The sequence below is a fragment of the Streptomyces flavovariabilis genome (assembly GCF_000725785.1).
GTDB classification, from domain to species: domain Bacteria; phylum Actinomycetota; class Actinomycetes; order Streptomycetales; family Streptomycetaceae; genus Streptomyces; species Streptomyces hawaiiensis.
In genome coordinates this window covers 22,250-39,437 of record NZ_JNXD01000016.1, presented here as the reverse complement: position 1 = coordinate 39,437, position 17,188 = coordinate 22,250, and the positions used below count along the sequence as shown (strand labels likewise).

15 protein-coding genes are annotated in these 17,188 nt (G+C 72.3%); 12 read left to right on the top strand and 3 right to left on the bottom strand.

Translation table 11 applies throughout. From position 1 onward, the window contains the following. Positions 1-291 precede the first annotated feature (291 nt). From IO24_RS0126270 to IO24_RS0126245, 6 genes are read left to right on the top strand one after another with little or no spacing between them, the layout of a single operon-like run. Positions 292-1,914: an ATP-binding protein gene (locus IO24_RS0126270; RefSeq protein WP_031139574.1), complete on the top strand. Its 1,623-nt coding sequence runs from the start codon at positions 292-294 to the stop codon at positions 1,912-1,914. Beyond that, a complete protein-coding gene (locus IO24_RS0126265) occupies positions 1,911-2,333 on the top strand; it encodes a roadblock/LC7 domain-containing protein (RefSeq protein WP_031139572.1) in 423 nt (140 codons plus the stop codon). Before IO24_RS0126270 ends, IO24_RS0126265 begins: the two co-directional genes overlap by 4 nt. Next, positions 2,330-2,692: a DUF742 domain-containing protein gene (locus tag IO24_RS0126260; protein ID WP_031139570.1), complete on the top strand. Its 363-nt coding sequence runs from the start codon at positions 2,330-2,332 to the stop codon at positions 2,690-2,692. The genes IO24_RS0126265 and IO24_RS0126260 overlap by 4 nt, the downstream gene beginning before the upstream one ends. Next, the gene (locus IO24_RS0126255; protein ID WP_031139568.1) at positions 2,664-3,290 is read left to right on the top strand and encodes a GTP-binding protein; all 627 of its coding nucleotides are present in this window, start codon (positions 2,664-2,666) and stop codon (positions 3,288-3,290) included. The genes IO24_RS0126260 and IO24_RS0126255 overlap by 29 nt, the downstream gene beginning before the upstream one ends. Next, positions 3,287-4,525, top strand: a complete 1,239-nt coding sequence (locus tag IO24_RS0126250; protein WP_031139566.1) for a cytochrome P450 family protein — start codon at positions 3,287-3,289, stop codon at positions 4,523-4,525. The genes IO24_RS0126255 and IO24_RS0126250 overlap by 4 nt, the downstream gene beginning before the upstream one ends. Beyond that, positions 4,522-5,748, top strand: coding sequence for a cytochrome P450 family protein (locus tag IO24_RS0126245; RefSeq protein ID WP_031139564.1), 1,227 nt, complete (start codon positions 4,522-4,524; stop codon positions 5,746-5,748). Before IO24_RS0126250 ends, IO24_RS0126245 begins: the two co-directional genes overlap by 4 nt. A gap of 231 nt (positions 5,749-5,979) precedes the next feature. On the opposite strand, the gene IO24_RS0126240 is transcribed toward IO24_RS0126245, so the two are convergent. After that, the gene (locus IO24_RS0126240) at positions 5,980-7,473 is read right to left on the bottom strand and encodes a helix-turn-helix domain-containing protein (RefSeq protein ID WP_031139562.1); all 1,494 of its coding nucleotides are present in this window, start codon (positions 7,471-7,473) and stop codon (positions 5,980-5,982) included. 169 nt (positions 7,474-7,642) lie between these two features. On the opposite strand from IO24_RS0126240, the gene IO24_RS0126235 reads away from it, so the two are divergent. The 4 genes from IO24_RS0126235 (at position 7,643) to IO24_RS0126220 (ending at position 11,677) form a co-directional block, all read left to right on the top strand. After that, on the top strand, positions 7,643-8,263 hold the full coding sequence (locus IO24_RS0126235; protein WP_031139561.1) for an L-threonylcarbamoyladenylate synthase: 621 nt from the start codon (positions 7,643-7,645) through the stop codon (positions 8,261-8,263). Between the two features lie 153 nt (positions 8,264-8,416). Further along, positions 8,417-9,172 (top strand): dienelactone hydrolase family protein, encoded by a 756-nt coding sequence (locus IO24_RS0126230; protein ID WP_031139559.1) that lies wholly within the window; start codon positions 8,417-8,419, stop codon positions 9,170-9,172. Between the two features lie 120 nt (positions 9,173-9,292). Further along, a complete protein-coding gene (locus tag IO24_RS0126225) occupies positions 9,293-10,123 on the top strand; it encodes an MHYT domain-containing protein (RefSeq protein ID WP_031139557.1) in 831 nt (276 codons plus the stop codon). A 48-nt stretch (positions 10,124-10,171) separates the two neighbouring features. Next, the gene (locus IO24_RS0126220) at positions 10,172-11,677 is read left to right on the top strand and encodes a metallophosphoesterase family protein (protein ID WP_031139555.1); all 1,506 of its coding nucleotides are present in this window, start codon (positions 10,172-10,174) and stop codon (positions 11,675-11,677) included. 204 nt (positions 11,678-11,881) lie between these two features. Here the strand turns inward: IO24_RS0126220 and IO24_RS0126215 are convergent, their stop codons facing one another. Continuing rightward, a complete protein-coding gene (locus IO24_RS0126215; protein ID WP_031139552.1) occupies positions 11,882-12,856 on the bottom strand; it encodes a TauD/TfdA dioxygenase family protein in 975 nt (324 codons plus the stop codon). 253 nt (positions 12,857-13,109) lie between these two features. Beyond that, complete coding sequence (locus IO24_RS0126210) at positions 13,110-14,651, bottom strand: glycoside hydrolase family 32 protein (RefSeq protein WP_031139551.1); 1,542 nt, start codon at positions 14,649-14,651, stop codon at positions 13,110-13,112. A 163-nt stretch (positions 14,652-14,814) separates the two neighbouring features. Here IO24_RS0126210 and IO24_RS0126205 point away from each other — a divergent pair, with 163 nt between their 5' ends. Both IO24_RS0126205 and IO24_RS0126200 read left to right on the top strand, forming a co-directional pair. Beyond that, entirely contained in the window at positions 14,815-16,224 is a 1,410-nt protein-coding gene (locus IO24_RS0126205; RefSeq protein ID WP_031139548.1) for an extracellular solute-binding protein, read from the top strand. Then, positions 16,221-17,177, top strand: a complete 957-nt coding sequence (locus tag IO24_RS0126200) for a carbohydrate ABC transporter permease (protein WP_031139546.1) — start codon at positions 16,221-16,223, stop codon at positions 17,175-17,177. Before IO24_RS0126205 ends, IO24_RS0126200 begins: the two co-directional genes overlap by 4 nt. The last annotated feature ends 11 nt before the right edge of the window (positions 17,178-17,188 follow it).

Below are 17,188 nucleotides of genomic sequence, written 5' to 3'. Positions count from 1 at the left end.
GACGGGTACCCGCCCTCCGCACGGGCACACAGACCCTGTCGGTCACGTCGAGTGACCGATGTGTGACCGTCGCGGACACCGCCCGGTCAGACCCGTACGCACCACCAACTCCCGCCGTCTGTACGGCAATCCAGACAGTTGCCACGGAAGCCAACAGACACCGATCACTTTCGGAACGAAGTGGCGCTCCACCGTGCGAGACCGGTCGATGACGGTGTGTACTGTGCTGCGAGTGGCTCGCCAGAGCACCTCGGACCCAGCCCCTCCCGACTCCCTCCTGGAATCGACGCGATGATCGAAGTACCGGACCTGGCCGTAGGCGCCCTCGCCCTCGGCACACTGTCCGCGTTCGCCCTCGGCGGCGGGCTGCTGCGCTCACGACGGCAACTGGCCGCGCAGCGCGCGAAGACCGCCGCACTGCGGGCGCAACTGGACGGCACCTCCCGGGCGTTCACTTCCGAGGTCGAGCATCTGGCGGCGCGGCGGGTGCCCGCCGCGGCCCGGCAGGCCGCACATTCCCACGTCACCGTGCCCGGCCCGCTCAATCCGCAACTGGCCGGTTCGCCGCTGGGTGCCGCCCTGGACCAGGTACTCAAGGGGCTGCACGCCGAGCTGGCCGCACAGCGAACCCGGATCGACGCGGCCGCGCAAGCCGGGATGCGCGGGGCCACCCGGGAGATCCAGGCGGCGCTGTACCGGCTGCAGGACGCCCTGCGCGGACTGCAACAGCGTTACGACGACCCCGAGCTGGCGCAGACCCTGTTCGAGCTGGACCACGAGAACGAGCAGTCGCTGCGGCGCGCGCAGATCGCCGCGGTGGTGTGCGGGGCCTGGGTGGGGCTCGCCCGGGAGGAGTCCCATCTCGTGGACGCGGTGACGGGCGGTCAGGCCCGGCTCGCGGGCTACCGGCGCGTCCGGGTCAGCAACCACCTGGAGGCCGGCACGGCCCTGGTGTCCCACGCCGTCGAGCCGGTCGCCATCATCGTCGCCGAGCTCCTCGACAACGCCCTGCGGCACTCCGCGCCCGACACGGACGTCGTGGTCAACCTCGAGGCGGTCCACCACGGTGTCTGCGTCACCGTGGACGACGCCGGCCTGGGCATGACGCAGGACGAGCGAGCCCGGGCCCAGCGGATGGTCGCCGGTTCGGATCCGATCCTGCTGACCGAGCTCGGCGACCCGCCGCGCATGGGGCTCGCGGCCGTCGGCCAGCTGACCAGACAGTTCGACCTGAGCGTGGACCTGTCCTCCCCGTCGCCGTACGGCGGGGTGCGGGCGGTGCTGCGGGTCGACAGTCATCTGCTGACGCGGATCGACCCCGAGGAACTGCCTCCGGCGGCCGGCGCCCCGCGTTCGACCCGCAGGACGGCGGCGCGGGACGCGGTCGGCGGTTCCGGCGCGTCCCACGGTTCGGGCACCGGCCCGTCCGGCCCGCTCCCCACGCCCCGAACCGTTCCGGCCGCCCCGCCGCACGAGCCCGAATCCGTCCCGGCCGGCGCGTCCGACGGCTCCGGGCCCGCCGCCGTCGGGCCCTGGAGGCCCGAGCCGCTTCCCGCCACCCCGGGCCACGATCACGGCTATGGCAAGGAGCAGGACGCCGACGCCCCCGCCCCTGGCCACCATGGCCCGCGGGAGAGCGGCGGTCTCCCTCAGCGGCGTCGCCGCGGCCGCGCCACCACCTCGACCGGCCCCGCCGCGGCCGAACCCGCGCCGCCACGCCGCCCGCGCCGCCCCGAGGAGTCCGCGGCGGCCCTCGGCGCCCTCCAGTCCGGCACCGCGGCGGCACGCGAGGCCGCCGCATCGAACACCGGCGCCGTTCCAGCCGTACCTGAGGGTGCCCCGGCCACGACCACGGCCGACGCGGCAACCGAGGACGCCGACAGCAACGACCACGAAGGGGGAACGGCTCGATGACCAGCCGCGCAGCGGGGGACACGGCATGGGTGCTCGAACCGGTCCTGGAGGTGCCGCACGTCGTGGCCGCCGTCCTGCTCACCCGGGACGGACTCGTCACCGGCTACACCGACGCGCTGTCGCGGCCGTCGGCCGAGCGGGTCGCGGCCATCACCAGCACCGTGCAGGGCGCCTGCCGTACCGCGGCGGCGGCGTTCGCCGACACCGACCGGGCCGGCATCCGGCAGGTCGTCATCGAGTCGGACCACGGTTACGTACTCATCGTGCCGACGGACCACGGCACCTGCGTCGCCGCGTACGGCGATCCCGAGGTGCGACTGGATCTGCTCGCCCACCGGGTGCACTCGCAGGTCGCGCGGCTGGGCGAGAAGGCGATGGCCGCCGGGCCCCGAGGTGCCGACGGCGACACGCCGGCATGACCGGCCGCCGAGGCGGCCGTCCCCTGGTTCCCGCGTACCTGTCGACCGGCGGGGTGGCGCGGCCCAGCCGTGCGCATCTGGAGCGGCTGTCGGTCCTCACCGGCTGCGGTGAGCCGGCCCCCGCCGACCTGCCCGCCGCGCAGGCGGCCCTGCTGGAGGAGCTGGAGCACGGGTCGCTGACGGTGATGGAGGCCGCGGCCCTGCTGCGACTGCCCGTCTCCGCGGTGCTCGTGCTGGCCGCCGACCTCCTGGACCGCGACCTGGTACTGGCCCGTGCGCCGATCCCGCCCGCCCGGCGCTTCGACCCCGACCTGCTGAAGAGAGTGGCCGATGGCCTCCGCGACCTCAAGCACCGTTGACGCCGAGCCGGGGGGCACGGACGTCCATCTCCCCGACGCAGCCCAGGACTTGGTGAAGATCCTGATCACCGGGCCGTTCGGGGTGGGCAAGACCACCATGATCCGCTCGGTGTCCGAGATCCGCCCGCTGCACACGGAGGAGCAGCTGTCCGAGGCGTCCGCCCAGGTCGACGATCTCGCCGGTGTCCGGGACAAGTCGACCACCACGGTCGCCATCGACTTCGGCCGGATCAGCCTGCCGGGCGGCATCGTGCTGTACCTGTTCGGCACGCCCGGCCAGGAACGTTTCCGGGCACTGTGGGACGACATCGCCTACGGGGCGCTCGGTGCGCTCGTCCTGGTCGACGCCCGCCGGATCGACGCCTCGTTCGACGTGCTGGAACTGGTGGAGGAGTCGGGACTGCCGTACGCGGTCGCCTTCAACACCTTCCCCGGCACGCCCCGCCACCACACACCCGAGCAGTTGCGCACCGCCCTGGACCTGGAGCCCGCGACCCCGATGGTGACCTGCGACGCGCGGGAGGCGAACTCCTCCATCGACGCCCTGCTCGCGCTGGTGCAGCACCTGATCGACCACCACCCCCCGGAGCCCCGGTGACCCACCCGTCCCCCGCCGAGCAGGCCTTCTCCCTCGCGGCGCCCGTCCGCCTGTGGGAGGACGGCTTCGCCCGCGACCCCCACCCCTACTACGCCGCCCTGCGTGCCCACGGCCCAGTCGGCTGGGCCGAACTCGCCCCCGGCGTCCCGGCGTACGTCGTCACCGACCGGCGGGCGGCGCTGGATCTGCTGCACGACACGCAGACGTTCTCGCACGATCCCCGGCCGTGGGAGGCGACCGTCCCCGACGACTCGCCGGTGCTGGGCATGATGCGCTGGCGGCCCAACACCCTGTTCGCCGACGGCGGCGCCCATCTGCGCTACCGCACGGCACTGATCGACGCCTTCGACCTGGTGGAGCCGCACGATCTGCGGGCCCGGGTGCACCGGGCGGTGCATGTGCTGGTGAGCCGGTTCGGGCCACGCGGTGAGGCGGACCTGGTGGGCGAGTTCACGCGGCCGCTGATGGCGCTGGTGTTCAACAGCCTGTTCGGGCTGCCGGACAGCGCGAGCGACCGGCTGGACGCGGCGCTGGGCAAGCTGATCGAGGGCGGCGCCCAGGCGGCCGAGGGCGAGGCCGAGTTCGGCGGATACGTGCTGGAGCTGATCGCCGCCAAGGCCGAGCGGCGCGGCGACGACCTGCCGAGCTGGCTGCTGGACCACCCGGCGGAACTGACCCCCGAGGAGGTCACCTGGCAGGTGTTCCTCACGCTCGGCGCGGGGCACGAGCCGACGGCCAACCTGGTGTCCAACGCGCTGTCCCGGATCCTCGGGAACCCGGCCTACTACTCGACGCTGACCAACGGCGCCCGCCCCGTGACGGACGCGGTGCTGGAGGTTCTGCACCACGAGACGCCGCTCGCCAACTACGGCATCCACTACGCCCGTACGCCGGTCACCTTCCACGGTGCGTGGATCAGGGCCGCGGTGCCGGTGGTGATCTCCTACGGGGCGCTCGCCCAGGCCGCCGAGCGGGACCGCGGCGCGGACCGCCACCCGTCGGACGCCTCACACCTGTCCTGGTCGGCGGGCCCGCATGCCTGTCCGGTCAAGCAGCACACCCTGCTCATCGCCACGGAGGCGATCGAACGGCTCACCCAGTGGCTGCCCGACCTCGAACCGGTGCTGCCCCGCGAGCGCCTCACCTGGCGCCCCGGCCCGTTCCACCGCTCGCTGACGGCGCTGCCCGTCCGTTTCAGCCCCCGCTCCCCCGACCAGCCAGGAGGACGACCGTGACCGTGACCGACCGCATCGCTCTCGACCCGTTCGGCGCCGACATCGCCGCCGAGAGCGCCCGGCTGCGCGCCCTCGGCCCGATCGTGCCCGTGGAACTGCCCGGCGGCCTCCCCGCCTGGGCGCCCACACGGTACGACACGCTGAAGGAACTCGTCCTCGACCCCCGGGTCAGCAAGGATCCGCGGCTGCACTGGCGGCTGTGGCCCGAGATCGGCGAACACCCGTCCTGGGCCTGGATCCTGGGCTGGGTCGGCGTGGTCAACATGCTCTCCACCTACGGCCCGGACCACACCCGGCTGCGCAAGCTGGTCGCGCCCAGCTTCACGCACCGGCGCACCGAGGCGATGCGGCCCCGGGTGGAGGCGATCACGGCGGAGCTGCTGGCCGCGCTGGAGGCCGCCGACGGCGAGGTCGTGGACGTCAAGGAGGGGCTCGCCCATCCGCTGCCGATGCGGATGATCTGCGAACTGATGGGTGTGCCGGACGCACTGACGCAGGACACCGGCCGGCTCATCGCGGCCATCATGGACACCTCCGATCCGAGCCCGGAGCACGCGGCGTCCGTACAGCGGCAGATCGGGACGGTGCTGCCCGCACTGATCGCCCACCGGGCCGCGCACCCCGGGGACGACATGACGACCGAGCTGATCCGGGTCCGAGACGAGGACGGTGACCGGCTGAGCGACGAGGAGCTGCTGTACACGCTGCTGCTGGTCATCGGCGCCGGTTTCGAGACCACCGTGAATCTGATAGGCAACGCGGTGGTCGCCCTGCTCCGCCGTCCCGAGCAGCTGGCGGCCGTGCGGTCCGGAGCGATCGGCTGGGACGCGGTCGTCGACGAGACGCTGCGCGCGCACCCGTCGATCGCGTCGCTGCCGCTGCGGTTCGCCGTCACCGACCTCACCGTCGGCGAGGTGACCATCCCGGCCGGCGACGCCATCCTCACGACGTACGCCGCCGCGGGCCTCGATCCCGAGCACTACGGGCCGGACGCCGACCGGTTCGATGCCGCGCGCGGCGCCGACGACCATCTGGCGTTCGGGATCGGCGTCCACCGCTGCATCGGGGCGCCGCTGGCCCGGCTGGAGGCCCTGACCGCGCTGCCGGCGCTGTTCGACCGGTTCCCCGGCCTGCGTCTGGCCGAAGGCGACGGGGGTCTGCGGCAGGTGCCGTCGTTCATCGCGTTCGGCTGGCAGGAGATCCCGGTGCGGCTGCGGGGCTGACGCCACCGGAGGCACGCCGCCGTGCGGGGCAGCGCGCGGGAGCGCGACCGGTCCCCCGTTCCGGTCGTGCCCCCGCGGTTAGTTGAACTTACGTCCATGGCCGAGGCCTTGTGAACCGTGTCGATGCCCGCTGCACCCTCAGCAGGGCTCACCCGTGCACAGCCGAGTCCGGATGGCCCGGTTTCGTCCCGCCCGGACCAGGCCAACCGTTTGCCCCGGAGGCAAACCGGCTCACGCCGGGCGCTGGAGATCGGGCAGATCGAGGTCGCCCACAGCCAGGTGCGCCAGCACGACCTCGTACAGGTCGGTGCCCGCGGCGAGGAGCTGGCGTTCCAGGACGGGTTCGGCGCTGCGGACGTGTTCGCGCACGGTCTGGGCGTGCACGCCCAGGGCCTGCGCGGCCCGTTCGGCGTTGCCGCCGGCGGCGATCCAGGTGCGCAGCGTGCGGCGCGGGTTCCGCGCGTCGGCGTCCAGCCGGCCCAACAGGTCCTGGGCCCAGGTGCGTACGGCGGGACCGGACAGCAGGTCGGCGAGGCGCAGCCCGGGGTCCCCGGTGCCGTCGGCGACCCGGGCGTCGGGCAGGCCGATCTGGGTGTTGAGCGCCAGGTGGACGACCGCCCGGACGGTGAGGTCGGCGAAGTCGGTGCCGAGCAGGGTCTCGACGCGTTCCATGCGGGCCCGGACGGTGTTGCGGCTGACGCCGAGGACCTTGGCGGCGTTGACGGCGGTGAACTCCAGGCCGAGCCGGCTGGTGGCGAGGAGTTCGGCGCGGGTGTGGTGCGGCAGGGTGTCGAGCGGGCGCAGCACCCGGGACGTCCAGCCGCGCAGCGCCACCGGGTCCATGAGGCGTTCGGGGTGGGTGCGCTCGGCGTAGACGGCCGTCTTGTCGGGACGGAAGTGCGCGACGGCGAGGGCGCTGACGGCCTGCCCGTAGGCGGTGGCGGTCCGGGCGAGGCTCTGCCGGACGCTGCCGCCGAGGAAGAGGTCCGGGTGCCGTCCGACCAGGGACCGCAGGGCGTCGCCCGTGGTGTCACGGGGGCCGACGACGATCACGTGCCCGTCCATGGCCGGGCAGCGCACGACCAGGGCGTCCTCCTGGGTCCTGTCCAGGCACTCCTCGGCGACGCGGTCGCGTACGGCGGGGGCGGACTCGACGACGTACACGCACGCCGTCTCGGCGTCGAGCAGTCCGGGCCAGAGTCCGGCGGCGACGCGGCGGGCGGCGACGGTGTCCTCGACCATGAGCAGTTGCAGGATCGCCAGGCGCAGGTCGGCGGTGGCCCGGCGCAGCCGGTGCCCGGCCGCGGTCGATTCGCCCGCCGTCAGCAGCAGCTCGAGCACCTGGGCGGTGTGCGTGACGACGTCGGCGGCCCGCCGGTCGAAGGGGGCCTGCCGGGAGACGGCCAGCACGCACGCGCGGGACGGATGCTCCACCCTTACCAGACGCAGGTGGCGCTCCCGGCTCTCCCAGGCCGCGGAGGCGATCCGGCCGGCGGTGATGTCCGCGACCAGGGCCTCGTCCAGGGCGAGCCGGTTTCCCGCGACGAGATTCCCGGCGGCGTCCTGCAGGGCCACGGTCGCGCCCACGGTGCCCGAAAGCCAGGCGACGACTCTGCGGACATCGCGCCCGGACGGGCGCAGGTGCTCGAGCAGTTCCTCCGCCCACGCCGGACCCGTGCCGGCATGCGTCTCCCGCTGCCGGTTCCCGTCCTCTCGGCCAGCCACCTCGGTCTTCCCCTCGCTCCAAGCGCCGCCTCCGGCACACCGGTCGGGGACGTTACCTCACGTCGGAGGGCTCTCCTTGCGGCCCGAACGCCGCACGGCGGGAGCCTCGTCCCCCGCCCGGTACCCCTCCCTGCGTCGTCGACCCGCGCCGACGGCATAAGCTCGGCGGATGGCGAAGTACTACGACGTGCACCCCGACAACCCCCAGCCCCGCACCATCGGCCAGATCGCCGACAGCATCCGCGCCGACGCTCTTGTCGCCTACCCCACGGACTCCTGCTACGCACTGGGCTGCCGACTCGGCAGCCGTGACGGCATCGACCGGATCCGTACGATCCGCAAGCTCGACGACCGGCACCACTTCACCCTCGTGTGCCAGGACTTCGCGCAGCTCGGCCAGTTCGTGCAGATCGACAACGACGTGTTCCGAGCGATCAAGGCGTCGACGCCCGGCAGCTACACGTTCATCCTGCCCGCGACGAAGGAGGTGCCGCGCATGCTGCAGCACCCCAAGAAGAAGACGGTCGGCGTGCGCATCCCCGATCACGTCGTCACGCAGGCCCTGCTCGCCGAGCTCGGTGAGCCGCTGCTGTCCAGCACCCTGCTGCTGCCCGGCGAGGAGGAGCCGATGACGCAGGGCTGGGAGATCAAGGACCTGCTCGACCACGTGCTGGACGGGGTGGTCGACTCCGGCGACTGCGGTACCGAGCCGACGACGGTCATCGACTTCTCCGGCGGGGAGGCCGAGATCGTGCGGTACGGCGCGGGCGACCCCTCACGGTTCGAGTAGACGTAAAGCGGGGACCAACAGCGGTTCACGGTTCAACCACGTGCCCGGGGTGGGCGAAACGCCCCGGGAACGGGCGTGCCACGATGCCCGTGATCCGCCCGGTCACGCGGACGGGTTCCTGGCCCCCACCCCCCGCAGAGAGGCAGCCCAGCCATGACCGCCGTACAGGGAACCGACGTCGACATCCCCACCGAGGACGGCACCGCCGACGCGTATCTGGCCCACCCCGCCGACGGGGCCGCCCACCCGGCGGTCCTGGTGTTCATGGACGCCTTCGGTCTGCGACCGCAGCTGCGCTCCATGGCCGACCGGCTGGCCGCCGAGGGCTACACGGTGCTGGTGCCGAACGTGTTCTACCGGCACGGTCGTGCCCCGCTGTTCGATCTGCCCGGGTTCATCGACCCGGGGGCACGTCCGGAGATCTTCGAGCGCATCGTGCCGGTCATGCAGGCCCTGACACCCGACCTGGCGATGCGGGACGCCGGTGCGTATCTGGGCTGGCTGGACGGGTCCCCGGCCGTGGCCGACGGTCCGGTCGCGCTGACCGGCTACTGCATGGGCGCCCGCCTCTCACTGCTCACCGCCGGCACCTACCCCGAGCGGGTCGCGGCCGCCGCCGGATTCCACGGCGGGCGACTCGCCACGGACACCCCGGACAGCCCCCACCTGGTGGCCGGCAAGGTCACCGCCGAGCTGTACTTCGGCCACGCCGACCAGGACCCCTCCCTGCCCGCGGAGCAGATCGAGCGCCTGGAGGAGGCACTGACGGCGGCGGGCGTGCGCCACCGCTGCGAGGTGTACCCGGGCGCGCCCCACGGTTTCACGCAGGCCGACACCGCCTCATACCACCCGGAGGGCGACGAGCGGCACTGGTCGGCGCTGCTCGACCTGCTGAAGCGCACATTCTGACCCCAATCGGCTCCTGCCGAACGCGAGTTGCCGGCCTACCGACGGTAAGGGCTTGCTATCGCGCGATCCCTGCGCGTAGACCTTGCTGAACACCAGCCATGACTCGGGGGGAGTTGGCTTATGGACGGCACGGTCGACGGGTTCCGCTACGGTGCGGTGACCCCGGTCGCGGCGTATCTGATGGCCTGTCTGGGAGGGGCGCTGGGGCTGCGGTGCATCGTGCGCTCGCTGCTCGACGCGCGGTCCTGGAAGACGGGCTGGCTCGCGTTAGGCGCCGTCTCCATCGGATGCGGCATCTGGACGATGCACTTCATCGCCATGATCGGCTTCCATGTGGAGGAGACACGGGTCCGGTACGACGCGGCCACGACGGTGCTCAGTCTCGTCGTGGCCGTCGCCGTGGTGGGCGTCGGCGTGTTCATCGTCGGCCACCGCGGCACCAGCGGCGCCACGCTGGCGGTGGCGGGCTCGGTCACCGGACTGGGCGTGGCGGGCATGCACTACCTCGGCATGGCGGCGATGCGGCTGAACGGCGAGGTCGGCTACGACCCGGTCGGTGTCGCGCTGTCCGTGCTGATCGCCATCGGCGCCGCGACTGCCGCACTGTGGGCGGCAGTAACCATCCGGGGCTTTCTGACCAGCCTCGGGGCGAGCCTGGTGATGGGCGTGGCGGTGTCCGGCATGCACTACACGGGCATGGCCGCCGTCAGCGTCCACGTGCACGACACGACCGGCGGGACATGGGCGGGCGACTCGCCCACGTCCCTGCTGCTGCCGATGCTGCTGGGGCCGGTGGTCCTCCTGCTGCTGGCCGGGGTCGTGGTGATGTTCGATCCGCTGCTGGTGCTGGGCGAGCGGCCGTCGCCACGTCGGCCCGGCCCGGCGGCCGACTCCGTCGCCACGCCGCGCCCTGCGTGGCGCGAGCCGGCCGCACCCACGAGCGAGCGATGAGGAAACCCGCCTGCGGGCGGGGCCTGGCTCGATTGTTACGGTGCATCGGTGTCTGACTCCTCACGCGATACCGCCGAAGGCGCCGGCTGGGGTACCACCGAACGGGGCGCGTACCGGCAGTTGATGCCGCCGAAGGTCGAGAAGATCTCGTGGCTGAACCCCAGGATGCTGTGGGTCGCCCGCAACGGCGTGCTCGCCTCCTGGTTCGGGGACCCGACCGGCAGGACACGCGGCCGGTGGGTGGCGCAGCGGGCGGCCTCCGGCGCACCGGCCGACAAGGTGATCCGGCGCGACGACCCGGACCGGTTCTCGTTCCTCGTCATCGGCGACACCGGCGAGGGCGACGATCCCCAGTACGCCGTCGTACCGGGTCTGCTGAAGACCGGTCAGGACACCCGCTTCGCCGTGCTGGCCAGTGACGTGATCTACCCGGTGGGCAGCGCGGACGACTACGGCACCAAGTTCTTCCGCCCCTACCAGGACTACCGGGCGCCGATCTACGCGATACCCGGCAACCACGACTGGTACGAGGACCTCGACGGCTTCATGCGCGTCTTCTGCGACGACGCCCCGCCGCTGCCGCCCGAGCCCCGTCCGCGCCCCCTCACCCGGGCCTGGCTGCGCACGCTGCTGTGGCACCGGCCGCGTCCGGACGACGGACAACACCTCGCCGAAGCACGCGAGTTGCGCTCCACCGCCGCCCAACAGGCCGTCCAGCCGGGCTCGTACTGGGCGATCGACGCCGGTCCGGTACGGATCATCGGCATCGACACGGGCCTGCTCGGCACCCTCGACGTCGAGCAGGGCGCCTGGCTGCGCGAGGTCTCCCGGGGCCCCCGCCCGAAGATCCTGGTCACCGGCTCCCCCCTGTATGTGGACGGCCGGCGCGAGCCGTGCGCCGTCGAAGGGGGCGGCACCGTCGACGACATCGTCCGCGACCCGGCCCACCACTACGTGGCGGCGATCGGCGGCGACATCCACAACTACCAGCGCTACCCGGTCCGGCTGGACGACGGCCGCACGCTCCAGTACGTCGTCGCGGGCGGGGGCGGCGCGTTCATGCACGCCACCCACACGATCCCCCGCGTCGACGTGGCGGGCGTCACCGAGCAGGACTTCCGCTGCTATCCGCTGCGCGGCGACTCCCTCGCCTTCTACAGCCGGCTCTACGGCAGCCGCTTGCGGATGCGCCGCTTCTTCACTCTCACCGAGGCCGAGGCCTCGGCCGTGATCACCGAGCGGCTCGGCATCAAGCCCACGCGCACCCCGGGCGCCTCGACCCGTGTGACCCGGCGCGTCCGCCTGGTCGCCGGGCTGCTCGGCACCGGCCGCCGCCCGGACAAGGCCAAGCGGTTCCGGCTGCCCGTGCGGAAGATCTACACATCGTTGTTCTCGCCGAGCTCGGCGACGTACAGCCCGCCGTTCTTCAAGTGCTTCCTGCGCCTGGACGTCTCCCCGGAATCGGTCCGCCTGCGCTGCTACGCGGCCACCGGCAACCGTGCCCAGGAGATCGACCCGCCCGTCGAGGACGAGGTGACGATCCCGCTGCGCTGACCGGGCGGGACGGGAACGACAGGCCCCGGCGCGCACGGCGGGCCCGGTCCTCGGCCGGGCCGACGGGCTCGCAGGGCGGCACGTCTGCTGCCGGCCCCTGGCCGGCCGTTCACAGCCGGGGCCGCGGGCTGCCACCACGGGGGCCCCGGCCCGCGGTGCCCGGCGATGGCACGACCGCGGTCCCGCCCGCCGGACCGGTGCCGGTCACCAACGGCCGGGCGCGGTCCCGGTGATCGGCTCCGACGGACTGCCGTCCACCCCGACGGGCACGTCCCCCGCGAGCATCACGCGGTGCATGATCCGCGGATGGTCGAGGTGGGAGGCGTCGCCCGGCGCCAGGTGCATGGTGGCGCGGTTGTCCCAGAACGCCACGCTGCCCGGCTCCCAGCGGAACCGGACCGTGTACTCGGGCCGGACCGCCTGCTCCAGCAGCATCTGAAGGATCGCGCCGCTCTCGGGCCGGGAGAGGCCGGCGATCTGCTCGACGTAGTAGCCGTTGACGTAGAGGATCCGCTCCCCCGTCTCGGGGTGGACGCGCACCAGGGGGTGCAGCGAGGCGACCTGCCGGTCCAGCAGGTGCCGGAGGTACGCGTCGTCGCCGGGGCGGGGCTGGTAGCCGACGCCGAGCCGGTGCTCGGCCCGCAGCCCGTCGGCGAACTGCCGCAGCGGCGCGGAGAGTCCGGCGTACGCCGCCGCCAGGTTCGACCAGGTGGTGTCGCCGCCGTAGGGCGGTACGGTCTCGGCGCGCAGGATCGTCGCGGCGGGCGGGTCGACGCGGGCGCCGTGGTCGCAGTGCCAGCCGCGCAGCAGCGTGTGGCGGCGTCGCCGCAGCCACTCGTCGTGCTCCATCCCGAACCGCCCGCCCAGCTCCAGCCGGTCGGCGGTCGTCTCGATCTCGGGGAAGTCCGGGGGCGAGGCCTTGCCCCGCCGGGGCAGCACCACGAGCTCGCCGAACCGGCGAGCGAACCGCACATGTCCGGCGTGGTCCAGCCGCTGCCCCCGGAAGAACACCACCTTCCACCGCAGCACCGCCGCCCTGATCGCGGCGACCACGGCGTCATCGAGGTCAGCCGCCAGATCCACCCCGCTGATCTCGGCCCCGATGTACCCGGCGACCGGCCGCACCTCCACCCCGGCCTTCCGCGCCGTCTCGTCCGTCGTCCGGTCGTCCGTCGTCATGAGCGCTCCGCTGGTCGTGGGCGTGCCTGTCTTCCCGAAGATCGTGACAGTGATCTCCGCCGAGGGCGACCATGCCGCGACGGGGAACAGCGACACTCGACCAGCCAGGGCGGACCCTGGCGAGGGCGGACTGCTGCTCGTCGAGGAGCTGATCGACGCCGCGCGCACCTTCGGGAAGGGGACCTGCCCGTCGTCCGGGACAGTGGTTTCGAGGAGACCGGAGCACGGCCGCGCGGCAACGCCCACGCCCGCCCTACACCCTGAACTCGCGGATCACGGTGTTGCGGAACACCGCCCTCCCGTCGACCGTGAAGAGCGCGAGCCCCGTGTCGACCAGGTACGGGAAGGCCGCCGACGAATGCACGTACCGGCCGTCGTCCACGAACATCTCCACGGAGGTGCGGTCCACCAGGATGCGCAACCGCACCGCACGCCGGGCCGGGTCGAACAGGCTCCGGCTCTCCTGCCATCTGCCCGTCATGTCGGGGGACACGGTGGGGCGGCGGTTGAGGTAGGCGTAGTCGCGATGGACACCGGCGTCGATGTGCCGGACGCCGTCCGGGGAGCGCCGCAGTTGCACACCGGCGCCCGTGAGCTGGTCCCAGGTGATGTCGCAGGTCAGCTCGTAGGCGGTGCCCTCGTAGTCGAGGACCCGGGTGCCCTCGACCTCCAGATCGCCGAGCCGCGCCGTCCGGGAGACGTACCGGTCGAGCGCGGCGACCGGCCGGGATGCCAGGAAGTACCTGCCGTCGCCTCCGCGCTGCAGCGTGATCTCGCGGACGATGGAGTCGGTGCCGTTGAAGCCGTCGCTGTCGATCGTGGGCGTGATGTGGGCGTAGTCCCAGTTGTTCAGCCAGCCGATCGCGTAGCGGGCGTCCTCGTCGAGGGTGCCGTCGGTGCCGCGCTTGTCGAAGGTGACGGCGCCGTACCAGTCCCAGCCGTGGTCGAGCCACTGCGGCTCGGACGCGTCGGCGGTGAAAGCGCCGCCGTCGAAGGAGCCCGTCCAGTAGGCGTAGGTGTTGGGCAGTCCGGCCCCCTTGCCGTTGGCGCTCACCCCGAGCACCCACTTCGGTGTGCCGTCCGCGGCGCGGATCCGGAACAGGTCGGGGCACTCCAGCACTCCGATGCCGGCCTTGACGAACCCGCTCGCATACGTCCAGGACTTGAGATCGGCGGAGTAGTAGAAGCCCACCTTGTCGTTCTCGGCGAGGGTCATCACCCACCGGCCGCGTTCCTCGTCGCGGAACACCTTCGGGTCGCGGAAGTCGCGCACGCCGGGGTTGGGCAGCACCGGGTCGGTGCCGTGCGGGGTGAAGGTGCGGCCGCCGTCGGTGGAGTAGTACAGGTACTGCGCCTGGTCGGCCGGGCCGTCGTGCGGTGACATGGTGGCCAGGACGACGACCGCCCCCGCCCCGAAGCCGGCCGTGCCATCCGTGTCGATCACCGCCGAGCCCGACCAGACGTCGCCGTTGGGAGTGGTGTCCTTGGGCACGGCGATCCCCCGGTCCGTGAAGGAGACCAGGTCGGTGCTGGTGGCCAGACGCCAGGCGGTGCCGATCTCACCGGCGAGGTAGTCGGCGTTGTGGAGGTAGTAGTAGTGATAGCTGCCGTCGATCCAGACCGGCCGCTGCGGGTCGTTCTTCCACTGCTCGGGCACGGTGAAGTGGTACGCGGCCCGGTAGCTCGCACGGGCCGTCCGGGGTCCGGCCCCGGCCGGGCCCGCTGTCGGCAGCAGGGCGCCGGCCGCGCCCACGGCCGACCCGGCGAACAGTGCTCTCCTGGTGATTCCGCCCATCACGCACCTCGTTCCTCTCGTCGGAGACGGTGGCTCATGGGATCAGGACTTTCGGACCTAACTCGTTAAAGGTCAAGCACCCGCACGCCTTGACAGGCCCGTTCCGTGCTCACATCATCTGGGGCATCAACCCACGGCTAACACGAGTTAGGCCCCACACACGATGACCGACTCGCACCTCACCCGCCGCACCCTGCTGCGGTACGGCGCCTATGGCGCGGGGGCCGCCGCCCTGGCCGGCACCGCCGCGAGCTGGGACCGGCTCACCGGAGCCGACATCCCCGGCCGGGACGACGGCTCCCTCGTCGTCGCCACGCTGGGCCCCGCCTACGGGCCGGAGGCCATCCGCACGCTCCGCGAGGGCTTCGCCGAGCTGCACCCCGACATCAGGCTCCGGATCAACGCGGTCCAGGCCGTCGACTGGTCGGACTTCTTCGCGAAGATCCTCACGCAGGTCGCCGCGGGCACTGCCCCCGACCTCGTCTACGTCGCCACCGAGGGCGTGCAGCTCTTCGCGCAGCGCCTCGGGGTGGCCCTGGACAAATGGGTCAAGCGGGACGCGGCCGAGCTGAAGGAGTACTTCGCCGACGTCCACCCCTCGCTGGTGGAGTCGATGATGTACGAGGGCAGCCTCCACCAGCTGCCGGTCGAGTTCAACGCGGCCGACATGTACTTCAACCGGCAGGTGCTGAGGCGGGCGGGAGCGCGGTTCCCGCCGGCCGGCTGGACCCGCGACGACTTCACGGCGCTGCTGCGGGACATGAAGAGGTCGAGCGGCTCCCGCTTCACGCCGTACTTCTGGACCAACCGGCTCTGGGGCGGTGTGGTGCCCTGGCTGTTCGCCAACGACACCAACCTGCTCGCCGAGTCCAAGGCGCCCGGCGGCGACTGGCTGTGGGACGGCTTCTACCCCGCCGGGCAGCGCAAGGGCCGCGGCGGAGGCTTTCGCTGGACGACACCGCAGGCCACCCACGACCGGGTGGAGGAGGTCTACGACTATCTCGCCTCCCTCATCCAGGACGGCCTGTGCACCCGCCCCGAGGGCGGCAACGGCCAGAACCTCATCGGCGTGTTCTCCACCGGCCGGGTCGGTGTCACTCCGGCGGGCGGCTTCTGGGCGGGCGGTCTGCACCTGGCCGGGATGGAACGGGACGGGTTCGACGTGCAGTACTTCCCGCGCTGGCGCACCCAGCGCATGCAGTACGGGGCGGCGGGTTACGCACTGCTGCGCACGTCGAAGATGCAGGACGAGGCGTGGGAGTTCATCAAGTACGCCGCCCGCAAGGACACCCTGACGCGGCTGTTCGCCACGAACCAGACCACCCCGGCCCGCCGCTCCCTGCTGACCGCCGACCGCTACGAGAAGACCGGCCCGGCCCACTGGCCGGTCTTCTACGACACCCTCGACCGGTTCCCCGACACGGGGCCGATCCCGGCGCCGCCGCAGGTCGCCGAGGTCGAGCAGGTGCTGCTGAAGCACACCGGCACGGCCCTGGCGTCCTCACGCTCGGTGCGTCCCGCGCTGCGCCGGATGCAGGGCGATCTGGAGAAGGCCATGGAGCGGGACATATGACGAACACCCAGATCCCGCCCGCGCGTGCCGAACGCCCCGCAGCCCCGCCGGCTCCGGCGCCGAAGGGCCCCTCGGCCCGTGACCGCGGCACCCGGCTGCTGGCCACACTGTTCCTGGCCCCCACGATCGTCGGCATCGTCGTCTTCACGGTCGTGCCCATCGTCGGCTCGGTGTTCCTCAGCCTCTTCCAGTGGAACGTCATCGACTCGCCGCGCTACGCCGGGCTCTCCAACTACGGGGAGGTGTTCGGCGACGAGACCGTGCTGGTCTCGTTCCGCAACACGCTGGTGTTCATGATCTTCGCGGTGGCGCTGCAACTGCTCGTGGCGCTGGCCCTCGCGCTCACGCTGAACGGACGGATGCCGGGCTGGCTGCGGTCGGTGTTCCGCTCGGCGTTCTTCTTCCCCCTCGTCCTGTCCGCCGCGTCCATCTCGGTGGTGATGAAGTACCTGTTCAACCAGGACTTCGGGGTGATCAACTGGCTGCTCGGCTTCGTCGGGATCGCGCCGGTGCCGTGGCTGACGTCCGAGAACGCGGCGATGACGACCGTGGTCCTGGTCTATGTGTGGCAGCAGTTCGGCTTCTCGTTCCTGCTGTTCGTCGGCGGGCTGAACAACATCCCGAAAGAGATCCACGAGGCCGCCGCGCTGGACGGTGCGACGGGGCTGCGCAAGCACCTGGCCGTCACCCTGCCCCTGCTGTCGCCGACGCTGCTGGTCGCCTCGGTGGTCGGCATCATCAACGCCCTCCAGGTCTTCGAGCAGCCCTACGTCCTCACCAGCGGCGGCCCCGGCGATTCCACCCGCACGGTCGTGATGGTCATCTACGAGACGGCGTTCGAGCAGTTGCGCTTCGGTGAGGCGTCCGCAGTGGGTGTGCTGCTGTTCGTGCTGATCATGGCGGTCACGGCCCTCCAGTTCCGGCTCAGCCGGCGTTTCGTCCACTACCAGTGAGCCGGGTGAGT